Source organism: Bradyrhizobium sp. BR14999 (assembly GCF_056106085.1).
On the sequence record NZ_CM148536.1, the window covers coordinates 6,993,754 to 7,012,594 of the forward strand.

Genomic DNA, 18,841 nt, shown 5'->3' on the forward strand with positions numbered 1-18,841 from the left:
AGGCCCGGTCGCGAATGGCGACCGGGCCTTTTCTTTTGTTCAGCTCAGGCGCCTGGGAAAGAACAGCGCGGTGCGTAGACTGCGCTGCCTCCCCTCGTCACTTGGCCGCCCGGGAGCCCTCCTGCAAAAAAGTGAAAAACAAGCCCATGCACAGTAGAAACGCGGCCGCCGAACGGCACATCGTGTATTCGGCTAAGCCATTGCCGCGCCGAGGAAATCAGCGGCAAAAGGGTGAAGATCGCAGCATTTTGCGACGAGGAGCGATCTTCGCAAAAGCGACGACAGACGATGGCCAATTGGACCAACGCGCAGAAATCGCTCGGGATTACAATTCAAGGCCAGTGCGGATTTCGAATTTTACGAATATTGTTTGACCCGCCGGGCAAAACAGTGGCACTATTCTGGCCCCGTTCGAAAAGCGGCACCAACTAGTCGCCTCTTGCGGCTACAGGTTATCCTCAAGGTGCCCGTCAGAGGAATTGTCGTGTCTCACTTCAGGGGTGCAGTCCAGCAATGTCACCGTAATTACTACGGATGATTGTCTCAGGAGTTATCGCGTCTCGCAATTTCGTAGTGATCCCGCAATGACGTCAAACAGTTCAATGAATGTCTTAGCTCCAAGCAAGAGGTCGTCGCTGTCGAATGTTCGTTTGTATTCGACGACTCCCGGAATCAATCGATCGAAAGTTTCCAAATTTGTGATCTCAAAGGCGAGCTTCGGATCATTCTCACAGTAGATCTTGAAGATTACCGGCGGCCCAATGCAGAAATGATTTCCTCCGGTATCGAGCCCGACTTCAAAAGTCAGGGCGTCATCAGAGTCTGCAACTGTCTTCAGCCATCGATTGCGGCGGCGCGTGAAGCCAAGCGCCCTACAGAACTCATCTGCAAAAGGAGCAAAATCGCGCTTCTTTCCGGACCACGTGACTGGTTTGATACCCAGACGCTCTCTTTCAGGTTCACGTAGACTTCGGAAAAAGGCAGTCTCACCTTCACGAAATGCTGCGTCGAAGTAGATTTTCTTGTAGCGCTCAAACAAGCACGGGACCAACGGTGGCGCTCGAAAGGGTTCTTCAACGACCCTCTTGAGAAAAAGTTCGTCCAGAAGGCGCGAGCGATACCGCGGCTGGACAACGAACTTCCTCGTATCGGGGTCGCCCCGTCCGAGCGATTGCATCGTTTCCAGAGCGACGTCATCCCAATATCGATTGAGAATATCCGTCTGGTCCTCGCCGCAGGAAGCAATGACCCTTTGTTGCCAGGCCCGATGGAGCGAATAACCGCGTGCCTCGAAGGCAAGCTGTGTCGGACGCCGGCCGGACCAGGTTTCCATTCTTCGCAGAAGCCGATGCTCTTCCATGGGCCGGTGTTCCTCCCATTACTCATCTAAATTGGAGGCTCATGGCCGCTCGCGCGATGGTGCGATCGCCGCCGAACAGAACCTCGACCACCGCATGAGTACAAAAGAAAAAAGGCCCGGTTGCTATCGCGACCGGGCCTTTTTCTTTTCTCAGCTCTCCGTCCCCGCTCAGGCCGCCTCGGAGACCAGCGCCTCGCTGCCGACCAGCTCGGTGCCGATCAGGTAGTCGCGGCAGCCGCGAAGCGAGCGCAGGGCGCGGTTGAAGTCGAGGCCGGTCGAGACCAGCGCATGCAGCGTTGCCGGATTGCGCACGATGCCGCGCAGCACGGCCGCAAGGTCGATCTGGCCGTTCGGCTTGATGGCGGCGCGAGCGAGTGCCGGCAGCGCGCGATGGGCGGGGTCGCTGATGACGCGAACCGCGGCAAAGGGCAGCCCGGCCTCGGCGGCGTAGGCGGCCGCGATGTGGCTTTCCATGTCGACGGCAGCTGCCCCGGTCTCCGAATGCAGCGCCGCCTTGCAGGAGCGCCCGGTGACCACTTCCTCGGCACCGGCGAGGCTGCCGCGCACCACACGGCGGCGTCCCGAGGTCAGGCGATCGATCAGGTCGTCGCCGAGCGACAGCCCGGCGGCCCAGCGGGTGTCGCCGGACAGCACCTCGGTCGCCAGCACGACGTCGCCGGAACGCAGCGTCGGGTCGAGCCCGCCGGCCACACCGAACGAGATTACGCCGCGAATCGTCTCGGGATCCACCACCGTCAGCAGCGCCCGCAACTGGGTCGGGCTGCTGGATGAACAGATGACCGCCATTCCCGGCCCGGCTGCAATGCGGGCCTCCTGAACCAGTCCAGTCACGATCAGTATCGGCCGCGGGTCGATGGCATTACCCGCGGTAAAATAGTCCCCCGTCCCCAAAGTCACATTCCGACCCCTACCACCCTGCTGTTGGTGTTCCGTAAGTTCCGATACCGCGCCAGCGCCCACAGCGGGAAGAACTTTGGGTAACCATGATACCGTAGATAGAACACGCGGGGGAAGCCTGTGGCGGTGTACCGCTGCTCGTCCCACAGTCCTTTTTTGTTTTGTGTTGCAATCAGGTACTCCACCCCGCGGGCGACGGCCGGGTGATCAACCTCGCCTGCCGCCATCAGGGCAAGCAAAGCCCATGCCGTTTGCGAGGCGGTCGAGGGCGCGGCCTCCCAGCCCTTGTAATCCAGGCGGTAGCTGACGGCGTCCTCGCCCCAGCCGCCGTCCTCGTTCTGGATCGAGGCCAGCCAGGCCGCGGCTTTGCGAATCATGGGGTCCTTGTGATCGACGCCGGCCATGTTGAGCGCACAGAGCACCGACCAGGTGCCATAGATGAAGTTCATGCCCCAGCGGCCGTACCAGGACCCCTCCGGGTGCTGGGTCTTGCGGAGATAGGCAACGCCATCGGCCACGTGCTTGCTGGACTTCTCGGTCTCGCCGAGTTGGGCCAGCATCGAGATGCAGCGCGCGGTGACGTCCTCGGTCGGCGGGTCGAGCAGCGCGCCGTGGTCAGAGAACGGAATGTTGTTCAGGTAATATTCGAGGTTGTTCACGTCGAAGGCGGCCCAGCCGCCGTCGTCGCTCTGCATGCCCTCGATCCACTCCCGCCCGCGGTCGATCGCGGCGTCATAGCCGGTCACCCCGTGCTCCCGGCGCATGCGGTCCATCGACATCACCACGACAGCGGTGTCGTCGAGATCGGGATAATAGGCATTGTTGTACTGGAAGGCCCAGCCGCCCGGACGCACGTCGGGCCGCTTCGCCGCCCAGTCGCCCTTTACCTCGAGCTCCTGCTTCGGGATCAGCCAGTCGAGACCACGCTTGGCGGCCGGCACGGCTTGCGCGTTGCCAGCTTCCAGCAGCGCATGCGCAGTCAACGTCGTATCCCACACCGGCGAAACGCAGGGCTGGCAATAGGCTTCGTCGTCTCTGATTACGAGCAGCTTGTCGATGCCCCGGCGCGTGATCGCGCGCGGCGGATAATTCTCGTCCTTGCCGAGCGCGTCATACATCATCACGATGTTGGCCATGGGCGGATAGATCGCGCCCATGCCGTCCTCGCCGTTGAGCCGCTCCTCGATGAAGGCGAGCGCCGCATCGATCGCGCGCTTGCGCAGGCTCTTGGGAAACATCGGCTCGATCACGCGCAGAATCGCATCGAGCGAGCGAAAGAGCAGGAACCAGGCCATGCTCTGGTGTGGCGCCTTCGCGGTCATGCCGATCGAACGCGGATCCTGCAGGAATAGCTCGTCGATGCCGATCCCTTTCGGATTCTTCGCGCGCGGCTTCAGCGCGGCGATCACCATCAGGGGCACCATCGTGGTGCGTGCCCAATAGGAGATCTTGTTGAGGTGGAACGGCGACCAGAACGGCAGCAGCACGATCTCGATCGGCAGCACCGGCACCGCGCTCCAAGTCACCACGCCGAATGTCGCGAGCAGGAAGCGGGTGAAGACGTTGCTATGAATCGCACCGCCGCGGGCATGAATGGCCTCGCGCGCACGCACCATGTGCGGGGCATCGATGGAATCGCCGATCATCTTCAGCGCGAAATAGGCCTTTACGCTGGCGCTCATGTCGAACTCGCCGTCATGCACCAGCGGCCAGCCGCCATGAGCACCCTGGACGCGGCGCAGATAGTTGCCGATCTTGGCCTCGAGCACCGTGTCGACGGGCTCGGCGAGATAATGGCGCAGCAGGATGTACTCGGCCGGAATCGTGCAGTCGGCCTCGAGCTCGAACACCCAATGGCCGTCCGATTGCTGGAATCCGAGGACACCTTGCGTTGCCGATGCAATGCTCGATTCCAAGCTGCTCGGATCCAGGGCTTCGCGGCTGGTCGCGTTCACGGAATCCATGTCGCTCGATTGCTCCGATAGTCGATTGAAAGTGACCGGGACATTTGCCCGTCAGAGCCGCTGTGCGGCGAGAATCAGATCGGCGGCGCGATCGCCCGATCGGACCGATCCCTCGATGGTTGCAGGCAATCCCGTAGCAGTCCAATCCCCGGCAAGGAACAGGTTTTTCAGCGCAGTGACCGGCGCCGGACGCAAGGCATTCTGCGCCGGCGTCGCGGCAAAAGTGGCGCGGCGCTCACGCACGATCTGCCACGGAGGCAATTGAGGGGGCAGCTCACCGGAGAGGCCGCCGGCCTTGCAGACGTCGTCCCAGATCGCCTGCGCGAGCTCCTCGCGCGGCATGTCAACCAGGCGGTCGCCGTTGCTGATGGTGACGGAAAGCCGGTTCGGAAACGCGAACAGCCATTCCACCACGCCGCCGATCACGCCGAGGATCGGCGCAGAGCCCGGCGGCGGCTCAAAGCGGAAATGCGCGTTCACGATGGCGCGGAATTCGGTCGGCGTCTTCAGGCCGGGCAGCAAGCTCGCGGCAGCGCGCGGCGGCACCGCCATCACGATGACGTCGCCCTCGCTGAGCTGGATCACGTCCTCGCCGCCGAAATTCAGCGCACCAACCTTGCCGTCGCTGGTTGCAAACGAACGCAGCTCATGGCCAAGCTGAACCGTGTGGCCGCGCTCAGCCAAAAATTTCACGGCAGGCTCGATCAGCACGGCGCTGAGGCCGTCGCGCGCGATCAGGGGACGGCAGGCCTGCCCGCCCGCGAGCAGCGTCTCGCGCACGATCGCGCCGGCGAGGCCGGCCGAGCCCTCGGGCGGATCGACGTTGAGCGCCGCGAGCAGCAGCGGCTGCACCAAACGCTGATAGAGGATGCCCTCGCAAGGAATCGACTTGCCGACCAGCGTCTCCTCCGACGCCCAGACCAGCGGCGCCAGCTTGAGATAATCGGTGAGGCCGGTGTCGGGCACGCGGCGGCTTTCGTCGAGAACCCAGGTCGGCAGCCGGCCATCGCCGAGGTCGATCTGCCAGCGCTGCCCGGTCTTGATGTCGACGAAGGGAAACTGCGCGCGCTCGGGGCCGACAAGGCCGGCTTCGGTGCCGATCGCGCGCGCATAGGCGCGCGCATGGCTGTTGCCCGACAGCAGCAGATGATTGCCATTGTCGATGGTGAGATTGGTGGCGCCGTCGAAATAGGACCGGCAGCGGCCGCCGGCCTGATGTGTCGCCTCGTGCACGGCGACCTTGAAGCCGGCATTGGCGAGCCGCACGGCGGCGGAGAGGCCGGAAATTCCAGCACCGATGATGTGAGCTGTCTTTTGCATCAGATGAAAGCGTAACGGAGCAGGATCAGGATGCGTGTGATCTTCGACACACGCACCGGCTCGCGCGGCGCGTTGAAGCCGCGCGCGATCAGGAGGTCCAGAATGGAATGATAATATTTCGACATGATCCGCGGCGCGCGCACGGTGCGGCGCTTGTTGCGGTTCATGATCTCGTCCGACTTCTCGAAATGCGATTTCGCACGCTGCGTCAGCGGCAGGCAGACCTTCGGCAGCGCGCGCTCGGTGATGACGCGGCTGGGATCGTTGGAGGTGATGCCGGCATGCAGCAGCGCCTCGCGCGGCAGATAGAGCCGGCCGAGGCCGGCGTCCTCGTCGATGTCGCGCAGGATGTTGGTGAGCTGGAGCGCGCGGCCGAGATGATGTGCGAGCAGGATGCCGTCTTCTTCCGGCAGGCCGAACACCCGCACCGACAGGCGCCCCACGGCACTGGCGACGCGATCGCAGTAGAGATCGAGCGTCGCCATGTCGGGCGCGCGGATGTCCTGCGGCACGTCCATCTCCATGCCGTCGACGATGGCGAGGAAGTCCTCGCGCTTCAGCCCGAAGGTCTTCACCGAGGCGACATAGTCCTTCAGCCGCGGCGGCGGATTGCCCTGATAGAGCGCATCGATGTCGTTGCGCCACTGCTGAAGCGCGGCGAGCCGCTCCTCGCGCGGGCCGTCGGAATCGGCGATGTCGTCGACCTGGCGGCAGAAGCTGTAGATCTGGAACATGGCTTCGCGCTGGTCATGCGGCAGGATGCGCATCGCGGCGTAGAACGAGCTGCCGGATGCGGTCGAGCCATAATTGGCGCCGGGCGAGGTCGCCTCAAGCGTCATGTGCAGTCCCCGGTCTGGAAATGGCCTTGCGTCCGATCGCGCGGCGGCCGACTTCGCCGATCATGCCGGCGAGGCTGAAGGTGAGCAGCTCGAGCTTGTTCAGATGCACGCGCTCGCGCAGGGGATCGCGTACCTTGAGCAGGCGCACGATGCGATCGGCATAGGCCTGGATCACCGAAATGTCGACGCCGAGACGGAAGTCCCTCACCTCCGCGCTGAGCGACTTGCTCTCGTTCAGCAGCGCTTCGTTGCGCACGGCGAGCGCCTGAAGGCAGGCCAGCATCGCCGGCGGCGACTGCGTCAGCCCGAGCTGTTCGACCGAGGCGCCGCTCGCAGCCAGCGCATCGCGCGGCAGATAGACGCGGTTGAGCTCGCGAAAATCCTTGCCGCAATCCTGGAGGTGATTGTTGATCTGGAGCGCCGCGCAAAGCGCATCCGAGGCAGCCCAGGTCGACGTGCTCTCGCCATGGACATCGAGCATGAAGCGGCCGACCGGCATCGCCGAGTAGCGGCAATAGTGGATGACTTCGTCCCAATTCTCGTAGCGGAGCTTGGTCACGTCCATGCGGAAGGCGATGAGCACGTCGAGCGCATGGCGCGGCGCCATGCCGCGCTCGGCGAGCGCATGGCGCAGGGTGACGGCCTCAGTCTGGGTCTCGCCCTTGCCGAGCAGTTCCGCCTCGAGCAGGTCGAGATAAGCGAGCTTCTCGTCGGGCGGCAGCGTCGCGTGGTCGGCAATGTCGTCGGCGGTGCGGACGAAATTGTAATACGCCAGAATCAGCGCGCGATGACGCGGATGAATGATCCAGGACGCGACGGGAAAATTCTCGTCGCGGTCACCCTTGCCGGATCGCAATTCGCTCGCAGAGGTCATCGAGGGCTGGTTTACAATCGTTTGGACAGGAAGGGCTTTTTCACTCGCGCGGGCTCATGCCGGCAGTGCCGCCGCGGCCCCCATATAGGGGAATACGGCCGCAAAACCAATCCTGTCTCTCGATGGCTGCCCTTCGCGGATCGCACCCGAAAAGGCGGCCCGGGAGCCGCCTTTGTGGGCCAGCGGCCGAGCTTACTGGTTGTGGTTCTTCAGGACCTGGTCGCAGGCCTGCGAGATCTTGGCCCGGTTCTCCTTGAGGCAGGCCAGGACGGTGAAATCGCCCTGGTCGATGACCGGACGGCAGAACTTCTGCACATCGCGCGTGCAGGCCTTCTGCTCGGCGTCCGTGCCACGCCCTTGCTGAGCGAGCGCAGCCGTTGAAAGGGAGGCCGACAGCAGGGTGAGAGCGACGAGAAGCTTACGCATTGTATTCCTTCATTCTGACGACAGAATCGCACCGATCCCGGGCTGCACAGGGCGGATGGCCGGAACGGATCGTTCTGATGGCAAGTCGCCGCGGGAGGTGCGGCCTCAGAGAAGGCACAAGCACTGGCAAATGCGGCCAAATTGGCGCCACACCCACCAAATCAAGTCTTCCCCGCGCCTTCATTGGCAGATGTAAGGGCTTGATACTACGTCATAATTCAGGAACGCCGCATTTTACTGCACGGCTGTTGCAGAGCTGCATCTCTCCGCCCACCGTTTCTGCCAGAAACACACCGAAACACAGGAAATTGCAGGGTCGCACCACGGTGCGAGGACCGGGTGGGACCGCCATCTGAGGCAGTCAGGCGTTGAACCTGACAGGGGCTGGGAACACTAAACTTTCGATGTGGCGAGACGTTCTCAATCGTAAGCGGGCGTCGTTCCAAAACGGGATATTTGAGATGACATTCTTTGGGCGATCTGGACTGGCAATCAAGGCGGCGGGCATCGGGGCTGCGCTGCTCTTCTCGGTGTCGACAAGCCATGCTCAATCGTCCGGACCATTTGCCGGTTTCGACGGCGCGTGGACCGGCACCGGCACGGTGTCGCTGTCCGACGGCTCCACCGAGCGCATCCGCTGCAAGGCCGATTACAAGGTCGCCGGCAGCGGCCTCAGCCTTAAGCAGGCGCTGCACTGCGCGTCCGACAGCTACAAGTTCGACCTCACCAGCGACGTGACGAGCCAGGGCGACCGCATCTCCGGCAACTGGAGCGAGGCCAGCCGCAACATCTTCGGCAACCTCCAGGGCACCGCCGGCGGCGGCCAGATCGAGGTGTTCGTCGAGGCCAACGGCTTTGCCGCCAATTTGTCGCTGCGCACCAACGGCACCAAGCAGACGGTACAAATCTCTTCCAAGGGCGAGATCCGCGGCGTCAACATCACGATGACGAAGGGCTGACGCCCTTTCCGCTCAAGAACAACAAAGCCCCCGGCTCTCGCGAGCCGGGGGCTTTTTGCTGTAGCGCTCCCTGCGCGCTCAGATCGCCGGCTTGTCGGGCCCTTGAAGCCTGGCGTGCAGATTGATCAGCCACATCGCCGTTGGCCTGAGAATGAAGAGGTCGGCGACGAGGGCCATCACCATCGAGAAGGCGCTGAGCCAGCCGAACAGCCGCAGCGACGGCAGGTCGGAGAACACGGTGACGACGAGGCCGCAGGCCAGCACCACCGTGGTCAGGATCAGCGCCGGACCGACCAGCACGGTCGCCCGCTCCACCGCCAGCCCCGAGCCGACGCCCGGCTTGCTCTCGAGCCTGAGGCGGTTGAGGAAGTGGATGGTGGCGCTCAAGCCCAGACCGAACGAGACGGTGAGCGCGACGACGCTGGCGAATTGCAGGCCCTCGCCCATCGCCCACAGCACCGTCCCCGACATCACCACCGGGAAGATGCCCGGCAGGATGCAGGCGAACATCACCACCCAGGAGCGGAAGGCGAGGCCGATGAAGATCGCGACCAGCGCGAATTCGACGGTGAGACCGCGGTTCAACTTCTCGATCATGCTGGCCGAGTTGCGCGCGGCAATCGCAGCGAGGCCCGTCACCGCAATCTCGTAGCCCGGATGCTTCTTGCGGATGGTGTCGAGCTCGGTATCGAGCTTGTCGACGATTGGCAGGAGCTGGCTGGAATCCTTGTCCGGCACGCGGCCGGCCACCACGACCGCGTCCTGCTCGGCGTCGATGAAGCGTCGCACCAGATGCTCGGGGATGACGTTGACATATTCCTTGAGCGTCGCGACGTCGGCGCTGCCGGCCTTTTCCGCGAGCCAGCGGCGCAGGGTCTCGAGCGACCAGACGTTGCCGACACCGGCCGCCTTCTCCACGGTCGCATGCACGTCGGCGATGGTCTGGAGCGTCTCCGGCGAATAGAGCGATTCGCCCTTGGGGAACGCGATCAGAACGTTGACCGGATTGGCGCCGGTCAGCTTGGCGTCGAGTCGGTCGCTGGCGGCGACCGCCTGGCGCTTGTCCGGCACCTGGTCGGCAAGGCGGTAGCGCGGCTCCAGATTGGCGTAGATGACGCCGAGGCTGCCGACGAACAGCACCGCGATCAGGCTGAACAGCCCGGGCCGGCCGACCATGCGCACCGCGATCCAGTAGCAGAAATTGCGCAGCGCCTGGACGCCGGCATCGGCGCCCTGGAACTTGACCGCAAAGACCCTCTCATTGCGCACGAACAGCACGCCGAACACCGGCACCAGCGACAGCACCGCGACCAGCGCGATGATAGTGGCGGCGAGCCCCGCCTCGCCGAACTTGCGGATCAGGTCGGAGTCGGAGAATTGCAGGGCGATGAAGGAAATGCCGGCGGTGCCGTGCGTCAGCACGCAGGCCGGGCCCACCACCAGCACCGCGTTCTTGAATGCGGTGAACTTGTCCTGGCCCGCGATCAGCCGGTCGCGCGCGGCGAAGGTGAGCTGCATCGAGTCCGAGAAGCTGATGACCATGATGAGCGGCGTCATCACGTTCAGGAACATGTTGAGATTGAAATTGGCCCAGCCGAGCACACCGAGCGCCAGCAGGATCGCGATCATCGGCGGGAATGCCGCCGCGACCATGAACGAGATCTTGCGGAAGAAGATGATGGCGATGATACAGCCGGCGAGGATGCCGAGGACGTTGTAGGTGAGCCCGTCGCGCTCGACCGCGTTGCGGATCTCGAGCTGCATCACCGGCACGCCGGAGAGCTGCACGTTGAGCCCGGTGTCGCCGAGGTCCTCCTTCATCAAGGCGCGGATGTCGGCGACGGTCTTGGTCAGCTTGCTGGAGGCGACCACTTCCGGATCCAGCGACAGCACAACCAACGCAAGTGTCCCGTCCTCCGACAACAGCTTGCCGCGGATGATCTCGTTGTTCTTGACGGTCTCGATGAACTTGTCATAGGCCGCGCCCTCGGGCAGCTCGGGCGGGAACAGTGCCGCCGGCAGCTTGCCCGGCGCCGGCGCCTGGCGCGCTGAGAACAGCGAAACCAGTCCGCGGGTGCCTTCGACGAGCTGCATATCGGTGATGAAGTCGCGCAGCTTCTCAAGGTTGTCCCGCGCCAGCAGATTCTTGCCCTCAACCACGACGAGAACGTCGAACTCCTCGGCCGGGAACTTCTTGGTCACCTCTTCGTACTGGCGGAATTCGCGGGTGTTGGAGCGGAACAGCTGCGACAGGGAATCATCGATCTTGATCCGCTGGATGCCGAACAGGGCGCCGACGATCAGCGCGAGCAGGACGATGCAGGACACGATCGGGGTCCGGACGGCGATCAGCCCGAGCCGCTCCAGCCCGAAGGCGATCGAGGACGCAGGCCCCTGCTCGACCTTGTCGACGTGAACCTCATTCTCGCTGTGCTTTTCGAGCATGCCTTGTCCAGTTCCTAAATCGTCCTAAATCGGCTCGGTCTTGAGAGCTTATTGCGCGCCGCGAACGGCTTGAAAACGCCATACCAATGGGAGGCTTGCCCGTTGAAAATGCGCGGAAAATCGCCGCGAGGGTTTAGCAGGTCAATCACCCCTCTCGCAAGCCGGCGAAATGTGGCCAAATCGATCAAGATGCGGCGATTTTGCCGGAACGCCCGTCATTCGGGCCAAGCCGTGCCAATTCGACGTGGCGCACGGTCCGCGCTCTCGTCCTTCAGCGCCACGCCGGTAACCTTTCGTGCAAGCCCCTCGCGCACCAGCCAGGCGATCTTAAAGGCTGCCTCGTCATAGCTCAACCCAGCGTGGTGGATGTTGGACACGCAATTGCGCTCGGCATCGGTGCGCCCGGGCTTCGGCGCGAAGGTCAGATAGGCGCCGAGACTGTCAGGCGCCGACAGGCCCGGCCGCTCGCCGATCAGCATCGCGACCATGCGCGCGCCGAGAATCGCCCCGATCTCGTCGCCGAGCGCGACGCGCGCGCCTGAGGCGACGACGACATGGCCGATCGCGACGGCGCCGTCGGCCGCGAGCAGCGGCAGCAGACGTGTCAGCAGCGCCACCGCATGGGCGCGGACCGCTGCTGCCGACAGGCCGTCGCCGATCACGACCGCCAGCTGGCACGGCGCCGACGCACCTCGTGCTAGAAGCTCCGCTGATCCGGCATCAAGCTGTCGTCCGAGGTCCGGCCGCCGCAGATAGTCGCTGCGCTCGACCGCCCGGCTCCTCACCTCGGTCACGACCGGGCCAAGCGCACTGAGATCGGCGACCAGAGCCGGCACATCGAAGGCGGCATGCACGGCATCGCGGGCGCGGGCATGGTCCAGCGTGAAGTCGAGCAGCGCTCTTGTCGGCACGCTTGCGCCGCTGCGGCCCAGCGCAACGCGCGCGGGGGTGAACGCCCGCAGATCGAGCGTCGGACGGCGCGGCGGGGCCGGATCAGACATGTCGCATCATTCGGCGGGAACGGCGGCCTCGCGCAAGCGGATCGAGTAGTTCGAGGCGTTCTGCTTGCCGCTCGAAGCCGCGCGCGCGAAGGTGATGAGGTGATGCGCGATCGTGGCGCAGCCGATCAGGCCTTCGAGATCGCCGCGCCGGATTCGCCCCAAGGCGAACTTCCAGAACACGCGCCTGTAGTCGCCGAGTACCCCGATCTGCCAGAAGATGTTGCGCAGCATGATCAGGCCGCGCTTGATGTTGGGCCAGGTCTTCATCTCCGGTGCCACCGGCACGTTGAGGCGGTTGGCATAGGTGTAGTCGCACTGATGCTGATAGCGCGCATAGACCTTCTCGGGCGCGTAGGCGACCTCCATGCAGTGCTTCCAGGACGAGACGACCTCGTCATAAGGCAGCAGGAATTCGACGTTGGAATCGCGGCCCTCATCGTGGACCAGACGGCCCTCACGCTCCAGCCGGTCCCACAGCGGCGTCTTCGGCAGCGCCTGGAGCAAATTGATGGTGAGCAGCGGAATCTGCGATTCCTCGACGAAAGCGAGCAGCGCGTCCGACGTGTTCGGCTTGTCGGTGTCCAGCCCCATGATGATGCCCGAGACGACCTCCATGCCGTAGGAGTTGATGGTGCGCACGCCCTCCAGGATCGGGACCATCATGTTGTGGTCCTTGTGCATCGCATGCAATGCATCCGGATCCGGCGTCTCGATGCCGCAGAAGATGGTGATGAAAAAGGCCTCGCGCATCTTCTCCAGGATCTCGGGGCGCTTGGCGATGTTGAGCGTCGCCTCGCAGGCGAGCCGCACCACGTAGCCAGTCCGCTTCTGCCACTCGATCAGATGCGGCAACAGGTCCATCGCCGCCTTGCGGTTGCCGATGAAATTGTCGTCGACGAAATAGACCGTGTCGGTCATGCCGCATTCGCGCAGGCGGTCGAGCTCGGCGATGATCTGCTCCGGCGTCTTGATGCGGGGATTGCGCCCGTAGAGGCCGGGGATGTCGCAAAACTCGCACTGATAGGGGCAGCCGCTGGAATATTGGATGCTGCCGAGGAAGTATTTCTTGACGTCGGCAAGCTCGTAGGCCGGGATCGGAAACTCCGTCATCGGCACGCGGTCATTGGTGGCCAGCACCACCTGCTGCTCCGGCCGCGAGGTGTCGCGCGACAGAATCTCGATCAGCTGATTGGTGGCGTCGCCGAGCTCGCCGACATGGAGATAATCGAAGGTCGGATAATAGTCCGGGCAGGCGCTGACCGAGGGACCGCCGAGCGCGACGGGCAGATCGAATTCATGGGCGCGACGGCAGATGTCGTTCATCTGCTGGCGCTGGATGTGCATGCCGCTGACGAAGACCACCTCCGCCCATTCGAATTCTTCCCTGGTCGTGCTGCGAAGGTTCTCGTCGACGAATTTGACCTGCCACTCTTTCGGAAGATAGGCGGAAATCAGCAGCAGCCCCTGCGGCGGCATGAAGGCGCGGACGCCGTCGGTCAGGGGATAGGAATATTCGAACGTCCCGAATGACGAGGTGTAGCGCGGAAACACACAGAGAATCCGCCGGGACGTTCCGTTACTTTCAGCTCGCATCTAAGCTCCCCCGCCACGCTCGACCGATGGTGCGGAAATTGCCAGCCAGACACATACCGTAACGCTGCTGCCGGAATTTCTCAATATTGTGGCGTCCACTCAATTCGCGAGGGGCGCCAATAGTTTCCTGGGGAGCTGGCGTTTCCGCCGCCTCACGCGATCAGCCGTGAGGCAAAATCGGGCAATAGGCCTGCATCGCCGGCAAGGCGGAAGTCGGCGCCCGCAATACCGGCCTGCACCAGCCAATCGTCGAATTCCGGCGCGCGGCGCAGGGAGAAGACGTCACGGACATAGAGCGCGTCATGAAAGGACGTCGACTGATAGTTCAGCATGACGTCATCGGCGCCGGGGACGCCCATGATGAAGGTGACGCCGGCGGCGGCGAGCAGCGTCAGGAGATTGTCCATGTCGTCCTGGTCCGCCTCCGCGTGGTTAGTGTAGCAGATGTCGACCCCGAGCGGCAGGCCGAGCAGCTTGCCGCAGAAATGATCCTCCAGCCCGGCCCGGATGATTTCCTTGCCGTCGTAGAGATATTCCGGGCCGATGAAGCCGACCACGCTGTTGACCAGCAGCGGGGCGAAGGCGCGGGCGACCGCATAGGCGCGCGCCTCGCAGGTCTGCTGGTCGACGCCGTGGTGGGCGCCCGCCGACAATGCCGAGCCCTGGCCGGTCTCGAAATACATCACGTTCTGCCCCACCGTGCCGCGCTTCAGCGACAGCCCGGCCTCTTGGGCTTCCCTTAGAAGCGCGAGGTCGACGCCAAAGCTGCGGTTGGCGGCTTCGGTGCCGGCGACCGACTGGAAGACGAGATCGACCGGCACGCCCTGCCCGATCAGCGACAGCGTCGTCGTGACATGGGTGAGCACGCAGCCCTGCGTCGGGATCTTCAGTCGCGCGATGATCTCATCGAGCAGGCGCAGCAATTGCGCGATGACGGCGGGATCGTCGCTGGCCGGGTTGATGCCGATGCAGGCGTCGCCGGCCCCTAACAGGATGCCGTCGAGAATCGAGGCGGTGATGCCCCTGGCATCGTCGAACGGATGGTTGGGCTGGAGCCGCGTGCTCATCCGGCCCTTCAGCCCGATGGTATTGCGGAAAGCGGTGGTGACCTCGCATTTCCGCGCCGCCAGGATCAGGTCCTGGTTGCGCATCAGCTTCGAGACCGCGGCCGCCATTTCCGGTGTGATGCCGGGCGCGAGCATTTTCAATGCCTCGGGCGTGGCGGCGTCCGACAGCAGCCAGTCGCGGAAGGCTCCGACCGTGAGCGAGGCCACCGGCGCAAAGGCCCTTGCGTCGTGGCTGTCGATGACGAGGCGGGTGACCTCGTCGGCCTCATAGGGGATGACGGCTTCCTGGAGGAACTGAGCAAGCGGGACATCGGCGAGCGCCATCCGGGCCGCGATCATCTGCTCGGCGCTGGCGGCGGCGATCCCGGCCAGCCGGTCGCCGGAGCGCGGCGGCGTCGCCTTGGCGAGGAGGTCGCGCAGGTCCGGGAACGTATAGGTCGTGGCGTCGATGGTGTGGCGGTAGACCAAGGGCCTCTCCAGGGGTCATCGGCCAGTGGCCGAGTCCAAACTCAATCTCGAGCGCGATCCCGACGACAAGGGAATACGCTCTTGGCAGCCCCAGTGCACGCCTATGTTTGGGGGCGTCGCGCCGGACCCCCGGGCACGATCTGCCGGAGATCGATGAGGCATCCCCAACCAGCTGAAACATTTCGTATTTCCGCCGACCGGCCGGCTCTTCATGGGGCTGCGGCGTTAACGCCGCATCCATCTTCGTTCTGCATAATTTTGCATCAAATTCAAACGACCGCGCTCACCGGCCGCTTCAGGCCATCTCGGGCTCCTTGAACACCATGACATCAGACCGATCTGGGAATGCCGCCGGCCTCGCCGGCCGCTTCACGCTTGCCACCAAGCTCTACGCGATCTTCGCGCTGTTTGCGCTGCTCACGGCGGCGATCGCGATGTTGTCCGACTACAACAGCCGCCGCAGCGCGGAACTGACGAGCGCGATCGAGACGGCCAACGCCGCCGCTCAGAACGTCGAGCGCGTCAACTCGCTGGTCTATGCGGTCGTGATGGAATCGCGCGGCGTCTACATGTCGACCGAGCCCGCCGTGGTGAAGAAATACGGCGAGGGCCTGCTCAAGTTCAACGCGCAGATCCTCGACGTCGTGAAGCGCTGGGAGACCATCGTCAAGGCCGACGATGCCGAGCAGTTTTCCACCTTCAAGAAGCGCATCGAGCAGTTCGTCGAGTTCCGCAAGGAGCTGGTGCGCCGCGGCATCGAGATCAATGCGGCCGCGGGCCGCGAATGGGGCGACAACGATGCCAATCGCAGCGTGCGCTCGGCGCTGAACAAGGATCTCGAAGCGCTCTCCAAGGTCTATGCCGAACGCGCCAGGCAAATCGCCCAGCAGACCGAGACCAATCGTACGCTGTCTTTCGTCCTGACCTGCCTCGGCGGCGTGGCGCTGGCCCTGGTCGTGATCGGCATCGTCATCATCGCCCGCTCGATCGCACGGCCCCTCTCGGCCATCACCGCGACCATCAAGCAGGTCGCAGACGGGACCGAGAACGTCGTGGTGCCATACAGCCGCCGCGCCGACGAGATCGGCGCGCTGGCACGCGCGATCGAGGTCTTCCAGGAGGCGATGGGCCGCAACCGCAATCTCGCCTCCCAGGTCTCGCACGACTCCGCCGCGCGCGAGGAGCGCGCCCGCCATATCGAAAAATCCGTCGAGGCATTTCGCGAAGCGATCGGCGCCATCATGCGCGGCCTCAGCGACAACGCGTCCACCATGCGCGAGACCGCGCAGACCATCACACGCGTCACTGCGGATGCGAATAGTCGCGCCGGCACGGCGGCGAACGCCACCGAGCAGGCTTCGCACAACGTCTCGGCGGTGGCGAGTGCCGCCGAGGAGCTGTCGGCCTCGGTGGAAGAGATCGGCCGCCAGGTGCGGCAATCCGCCGGCGCGGTCGAGCAGACCGGCCAGCGCACCGAGAAGTCGATCTCCGAGATCGAGAGTCTCGCCGCCGCCACGCAACGCATCGACGGCGTGCTCAACCTGATCCAGGCGATCGCCGAACAGACCAATCTGCTCGCGCTCAACGCCACCATCGAGGCCGCCCGCGCCGGCGATGCCGGCCGCGGCTTTGCCGTCGTCGCCCATGAGGTGAAGGCGCTCGCGGGCCAGACCGCCAAGGCCACCGCCGAGATCGGCGAGAACGTCTCGATGATCCAGGCCTCCACCCGCAATGCGGTCGACGCCGTCCGCGAGATCGGCGGCGCGGTGCGCGAGATCAACGAGGTCACCTCGGCGATCGCCGGCGCCATCGGCCAGCAGGACGCCGCGACACGCGAGATCTCCTCCAACGCGCAAAGCGCCGCGCAGGGCAACGAGACCCTGGTCGCCAACATCACCTCGCTGCGCGATGCCATCGGCGAAACCGACACGGCGGCGACCTCCGTGCTGACGGCGGCGAGCAGCCTGACGGAGACGGCGGACACGCTGTCGCGCGAGGTGGAGAAATTCTTCCAGAACCTGCGCTCAGGCGCAGCGGACAGCCGTATCGCCAAGGCCGGGTGAACGAACGGCAAGTCCCGTTCGCGAAAAAAGTCGAAAACGAGAGCGGACTATCGTTGCAGTGATTGATCGACGAAGATGCGAACGCGGCCGACGTCCCCGACCTCGCGGTAGTGACTGAGCTCCTTTTGCAGTTCGGGATCCGAATTGGCCCAGGCCAACCAGTCAAACTCGAACGTGCTCAGCAAATAGGTATCCACGAGAATGACATTTGGGCGGCCGTTTCGCAGATCCGCCAGCAAATGCCGTCGTTCGAAATTGATGATGCCTTCCAATTTCGCCCGCTCCTCTTCGGTCGGTTGCGAGCTGTTCTCGCGCAGTATTGCGCCGGCCGCCAAAAGCTGCGCACACGAGCTGCCTACCCAAGTGCCGCCGATCTGACGGACGAGCGGATGCCCCAGACCGATGTGGTCGGTGATCGTAAGCAGTCGCGGCTGCTTCACGACGGCCTGGACACGCTCCTGCAGCGGCGGAAACCCCGGAGCCGGTGAGGACAAATAGAGCCCGAGAGCCACAATGGTAGCGAGGCCACCGATCACGATGGGCATTCGCACCGTCTTCGTGCAAACCTGTAGCAACGGCGCCGCAATCGCAAACAGGCAAAGCGCGAAAGCCGTATATGGCCAACCCTTGCCCTGAACAAGGAAACCCGCGGCTCCGCCGATCGCTGCGCCCAGCCAAGGGATTGCACCGCTGCGCATTTCGAGCGTTTCACGGCCAAACAGCCACAGGAAGCCGATGGAAGCGCCTATCACGGCAATTGGAATGGGGAGCAGGCTACCAAATTCCCTTCTGATCGGCAGATAGGCCTCGGCGACCATCGGGGCATAGGTGGAGAGATAGGCGGGGAAGAGCGCTACGACCACCGCCCCGTAGCCGATGACGACAGCGCCGGCCGTGCATGCTTCCGAGGTGAACACAGGCCTGAAAGAGCGCTGGCGGAGCGCGCCAAGGAGGATCGGGAGGCCGGCCACCAGAGCAAAGAAGGGCTTGATACTCATGGCCAGCCCCGCCGCCGCTCCGGCGACGATCGCGACCCATCCAGGATCGAGCCCACGCCAGCGCAGTGCGGTGATGGCGACAAACGGGGTCAGTGCGATGACCGCGATGTGTTCACGCTGTCCGAATATGGCACCCGGTAGAATTGCGAGCAGGAGCGCAAACGACCACGTTGAAATACTTCGCTCCCGGGCTCCCAGCTTTGCGGCCGCAGCTGCTCGGTCCAGCATCAGAAGCGCACCGGCGATCTCGATAATCACGAGGACGATGACGATGAATTCGGGTGCAACGCCGGTCATTCGCGACAGGATCACCGCCGGCATGTACATGTAGACCGACAGGGGCGGGTTGGACTCGAAGAGGTCGATCCCAAGCTTCCGGCCGTCCAGGATTTTTTCGTTTGCAGTCAGGAGCCAGCCCAAATCCGCGTTGAGAACGAGCGGGATTTGAGTGACCAGCGCCGCCAGGAGGATCGCAGCCACGACAATCCAACGTCGTTTTGCGCTGAATTTGTCATCTAGCAGACCCACGGCGCGACCTTCTCTTTC

14 protein-coding genes are annotated in these 18,841 nt (G+C 63.9%); 2 read left to right on the top strand and 12 right to left on the bottom strand.

Going from position 1 to position 18,841, the window contains the following annotated elements; translation table 11 throughout:
- Positions 1 to 550: 550 nt before the first annotated feature.
- The 7 genes from ACR9YP_RS32725 to ACR9YP_RS32755 all read right to left on the bottom strand — a co-directional run bounded on the left by ACR9YP_RS32725 (position 551) and on the right by ACR9YP_RS32755 (position 7,701).
- Positions 551 to 1,360, bottom strand: a complete 810-nt coding sequence (locus ACR9YP_RS32725; protein WP_438109864.1) for a hypothetical protein — start codon at positions 1,358 to 1,360, stop codon at positions 551 to 553.
- A 168-nt stretch (positions 1,361 to 1,528) separates the two neighbouring features.
- Positions 1,529 to 2,278 carry a phosphorylase gene (locus tag ACR9YP_RS32730; RefSeq protein ID WP_474217860.1) on the bottom strand — a complete coding sequence of 250 codons (750 nt, stop codon included), beginning with the start codon at positions 2,276 to 2,278 and terminating at the stop codon, positions 1,529 to 1,531.
- Entirely contained in the window at positions 2,275 to 4,242 is a 1,968-nt protein-coding gene (gene shc / locus ACR9YP_RS32735; RefSeq protein WP_474217861.1) for a squalene--hopene cyclase, read from the bottom strand. The genes ACR9YP_RS32730 and shc overlap by 4 nt, the downstream gene beginning before the upstream one ends.
- A gap of 51 nt (positions 4,243 to 4,293) precedes the next feature.
- Entirely contained in the window at positions 4,294 to 5,562 is a 1,269-nt protein-coding gene (gene hpnE, locus ACR9YP_RS32740) for a hydroxysqualene dehydroxylase HpnE (RefSeq protein WP_438109869.1), read from the bottom strand.
- A complete protein-coding gene (gene hpnD, locus ACR9YP_RS32745) occupies positions 5,562 to 6,401 on the bottom strand; it encodes a presqualene diphosphate synthase HpnD (protein ID WP_370985212.1) in 840 nt (279 codons plus the stop codon). The genes hpnE and hpnD overlap by 1 nt, the downstream gene beginning before the upstream one ends.
- Positions 6,391 to 7,275, bottom strand: a complete 885-nt coding sequence (gene hpnC, locus ACR9YP_RS32750) for a squalene synthase HpnC (protein ID WP_438109871.1) — start codon at positions 7,273 to 7,275, stop codon at positions 6,391 to 6,393. Before hpnC ends, hpnD begins: the two co-directional genes overlap by 11 nt.
- Positions 7,276 to 7,467: 192 nt before the next feature.
- Positions 7,468 to 7,701, bottom strand: a complete 234-nt coding sequence (locus ACR9YP_RS32755; RefSeq protein ID WP_128935013.1) for a hypothetical protein — start codon at positions 7,699 to 7,701, stop codon at positions 7,468 to 7,470.
- Between the two features lie 461 nt (positions 7,702 to 8,162).
- Between ACR9YP_RS32755 and ACR9YP_RS32760 the strand changes: the two genes are divergently transcribed.
- Entirely contained in the window at positions 8,163 to 8,660 is a 498-nt protein-coding gene (locus ACR9YP_RS32760) for a hypothetical protein (RefSeq protein ID WP_438109874.1), read from the top strand.
- Between the two features lie 78 nt (positions 8,661 to 8,738).
- Here the strand turns inward: ACR9YP_RS32760 and ACR9YP_RS32765 are convergent, their stop codons facing one another.
- The 4 genes from ACR9YP_RS32765 to ACR9YP_RS32780 form a co-directional block, all read right to left on the bottom strand.
- Entirely contained in the window at positions 8,739 to 11,105 is a 2,367-nt protein-coding gene (locus tag ACR9YP_RS32765; protein WP_438109876.1) for an efflux RND transporter permease subunit, read from the bottom strand.
- 215 nt (positions 11,106 to 11,320) lie between these two features.
- Entirely contained in the window at positions 11,321 to 12,106 is a 786-nt protein-coding gene (gene eutC / locus ACR9YP_RS32770; protein ID WP_438109878.1) for an ethanolamine ammonia-lyase subunit EutC, read from the bottom strand.
- Positions 12,107 to 12,112: 6 nt separating this feature from the next.
- A complete protein-coding gene (locus tag ACR9YP_RS32775; RefSeq protein ID WP_091897464.1) occupies positions 12,113 to 13,699 on the bottom strand; it encodes a B12-binding domain-containing radical SAM protein in 1,587 nt (528 codons plus the stop codon).
- A gap of 152 nt (positions 13,700 to 13,851) precedes the next feature.
- Positions 13,852 to 15,234: an ethanolamine ammonia-lyase subunit EutB gene (locus ACR9YP_RS32780; protein ID WP_438109881.1), complete on the bottom strand. Its 1,383-nt coding sequence runs from the start codon at positions 15,232 to 15,234 to the stop codon at positions 13,852 to 13,854.
- 323 nt (positions 15,235 to 15,557) lie between these two features.
- Here ACR9YP_RS32780 and ACR9YP_RS32785 point away from each other — a divergent pair, with 323 nt between their 5' ends.
- Positions 15,558 to 17,297 carry a methyl-accepting chemotaxis protein gene (locus ACR9YP_RS32785; RefSeq protein WP_474217862.1) on the top strand — a complete coding sequence of 580 codons (1,740 nt, stop codon included), beginning with the start codon at positions 15,558 to 15,560 and terminating at the stop codon, positions 17,295 to 17,297.
- Positions 17,298 to 17,344: 47 nt separating this feature from the next.
- Here ACR9YP_RS32785 and ACR9YP_RS32790 read toward each other — a convergent pair whose 3' ends face one another.
- Entirely contained in the window at positions 17,345 to 18,823 is a 1,479-nt protein-coding gene (locus ACR9YP_RS32790; protein WP_438109883.1) for a hypothetical protein, read from the bottom strand.
- Positions 18,824 to 18,841 lie beyond the last annotated feature (18 nt).

Bases quoted from the DNA above. Each gene is read 5' to 3' on its own strand.
- ACR9YP_RS32725 (WP_438109864.1), bottom strand. From the start codon at position 1,360: ATGGAAGAGCATCGGCTTCTGCGAAGAATGGAAACCTGGTCCGGCCGG.
- shc (WP_474217861.1), bottom strand. From the start codon at position 4,242: ATGGATTCCGTGAACGCGACCAGCCGCGAAGCCCTGGATCCGAGCAGC.
- hpnE (WP_438109869.1), bottom strand. From the start codon at position 5,562: ATGCAAAAGACAGCTCACATCATCGGTGCTGGAATTTCCGGCCTCTCC.
- hpnD (WP_370985212.1), bottom strand. From the start codon at position 6,401: ATGACGCTTGAGGCGACCTCGCCCGGCGCCAATTATGGCTCGACCGCA.
- hpnC (WP_438109871.1), bottom strand. From the start codon at position 7,275: ATGACCTCTGCGAGCGAATTGCGATCCGGCAAGGGTGACCGCGACGAG.
- ACR9YP_RS32755 (WP_128935013.1), bottom strand. From the start codon at position 7,701: ATGCGTAAGCTTCTCGTCGCTCTCACCCTGCTGTCGGCCTCCCTTTCA.
- ACR9YP_RS32760 (WP_438109874.1), top strand. From the start codon at position 8,163: ATGACATTCTTTGGGCGATCTGGACTGGCAATCAAGGCGGCGGGCATC.
- ACR9YP_RS32765 (WP_438109876.1), bottom strand. From the start codon at position 11,105: ATGCTCGAAAAGCACAGCGAGAATGAGGTTCACGTCGACAAGGTCGAG.
- eutC (WP_438109878.1), bottom strand. From the start codon at position 12,106: ATGTCTGATCCGGCCCCGCCGCGCCGTCCGACGCTCGATCTGCGGGCG.
- ACR9YP_RS32775 (WP_091897464.1), bottom strand. From the start codon at position 13,699: ATGCGAGCTGAAAGTAACGGAACGTCCCGGCGGATTCTCTGTGTGTTT.
- ACR9YP_RS32785 (WP_474217862.1), top strand. From the start codon at position 15,558: ATGACATCAGACCGATCTGGGAATGCCGCCGGCCTCGCCGGCCGCTTC.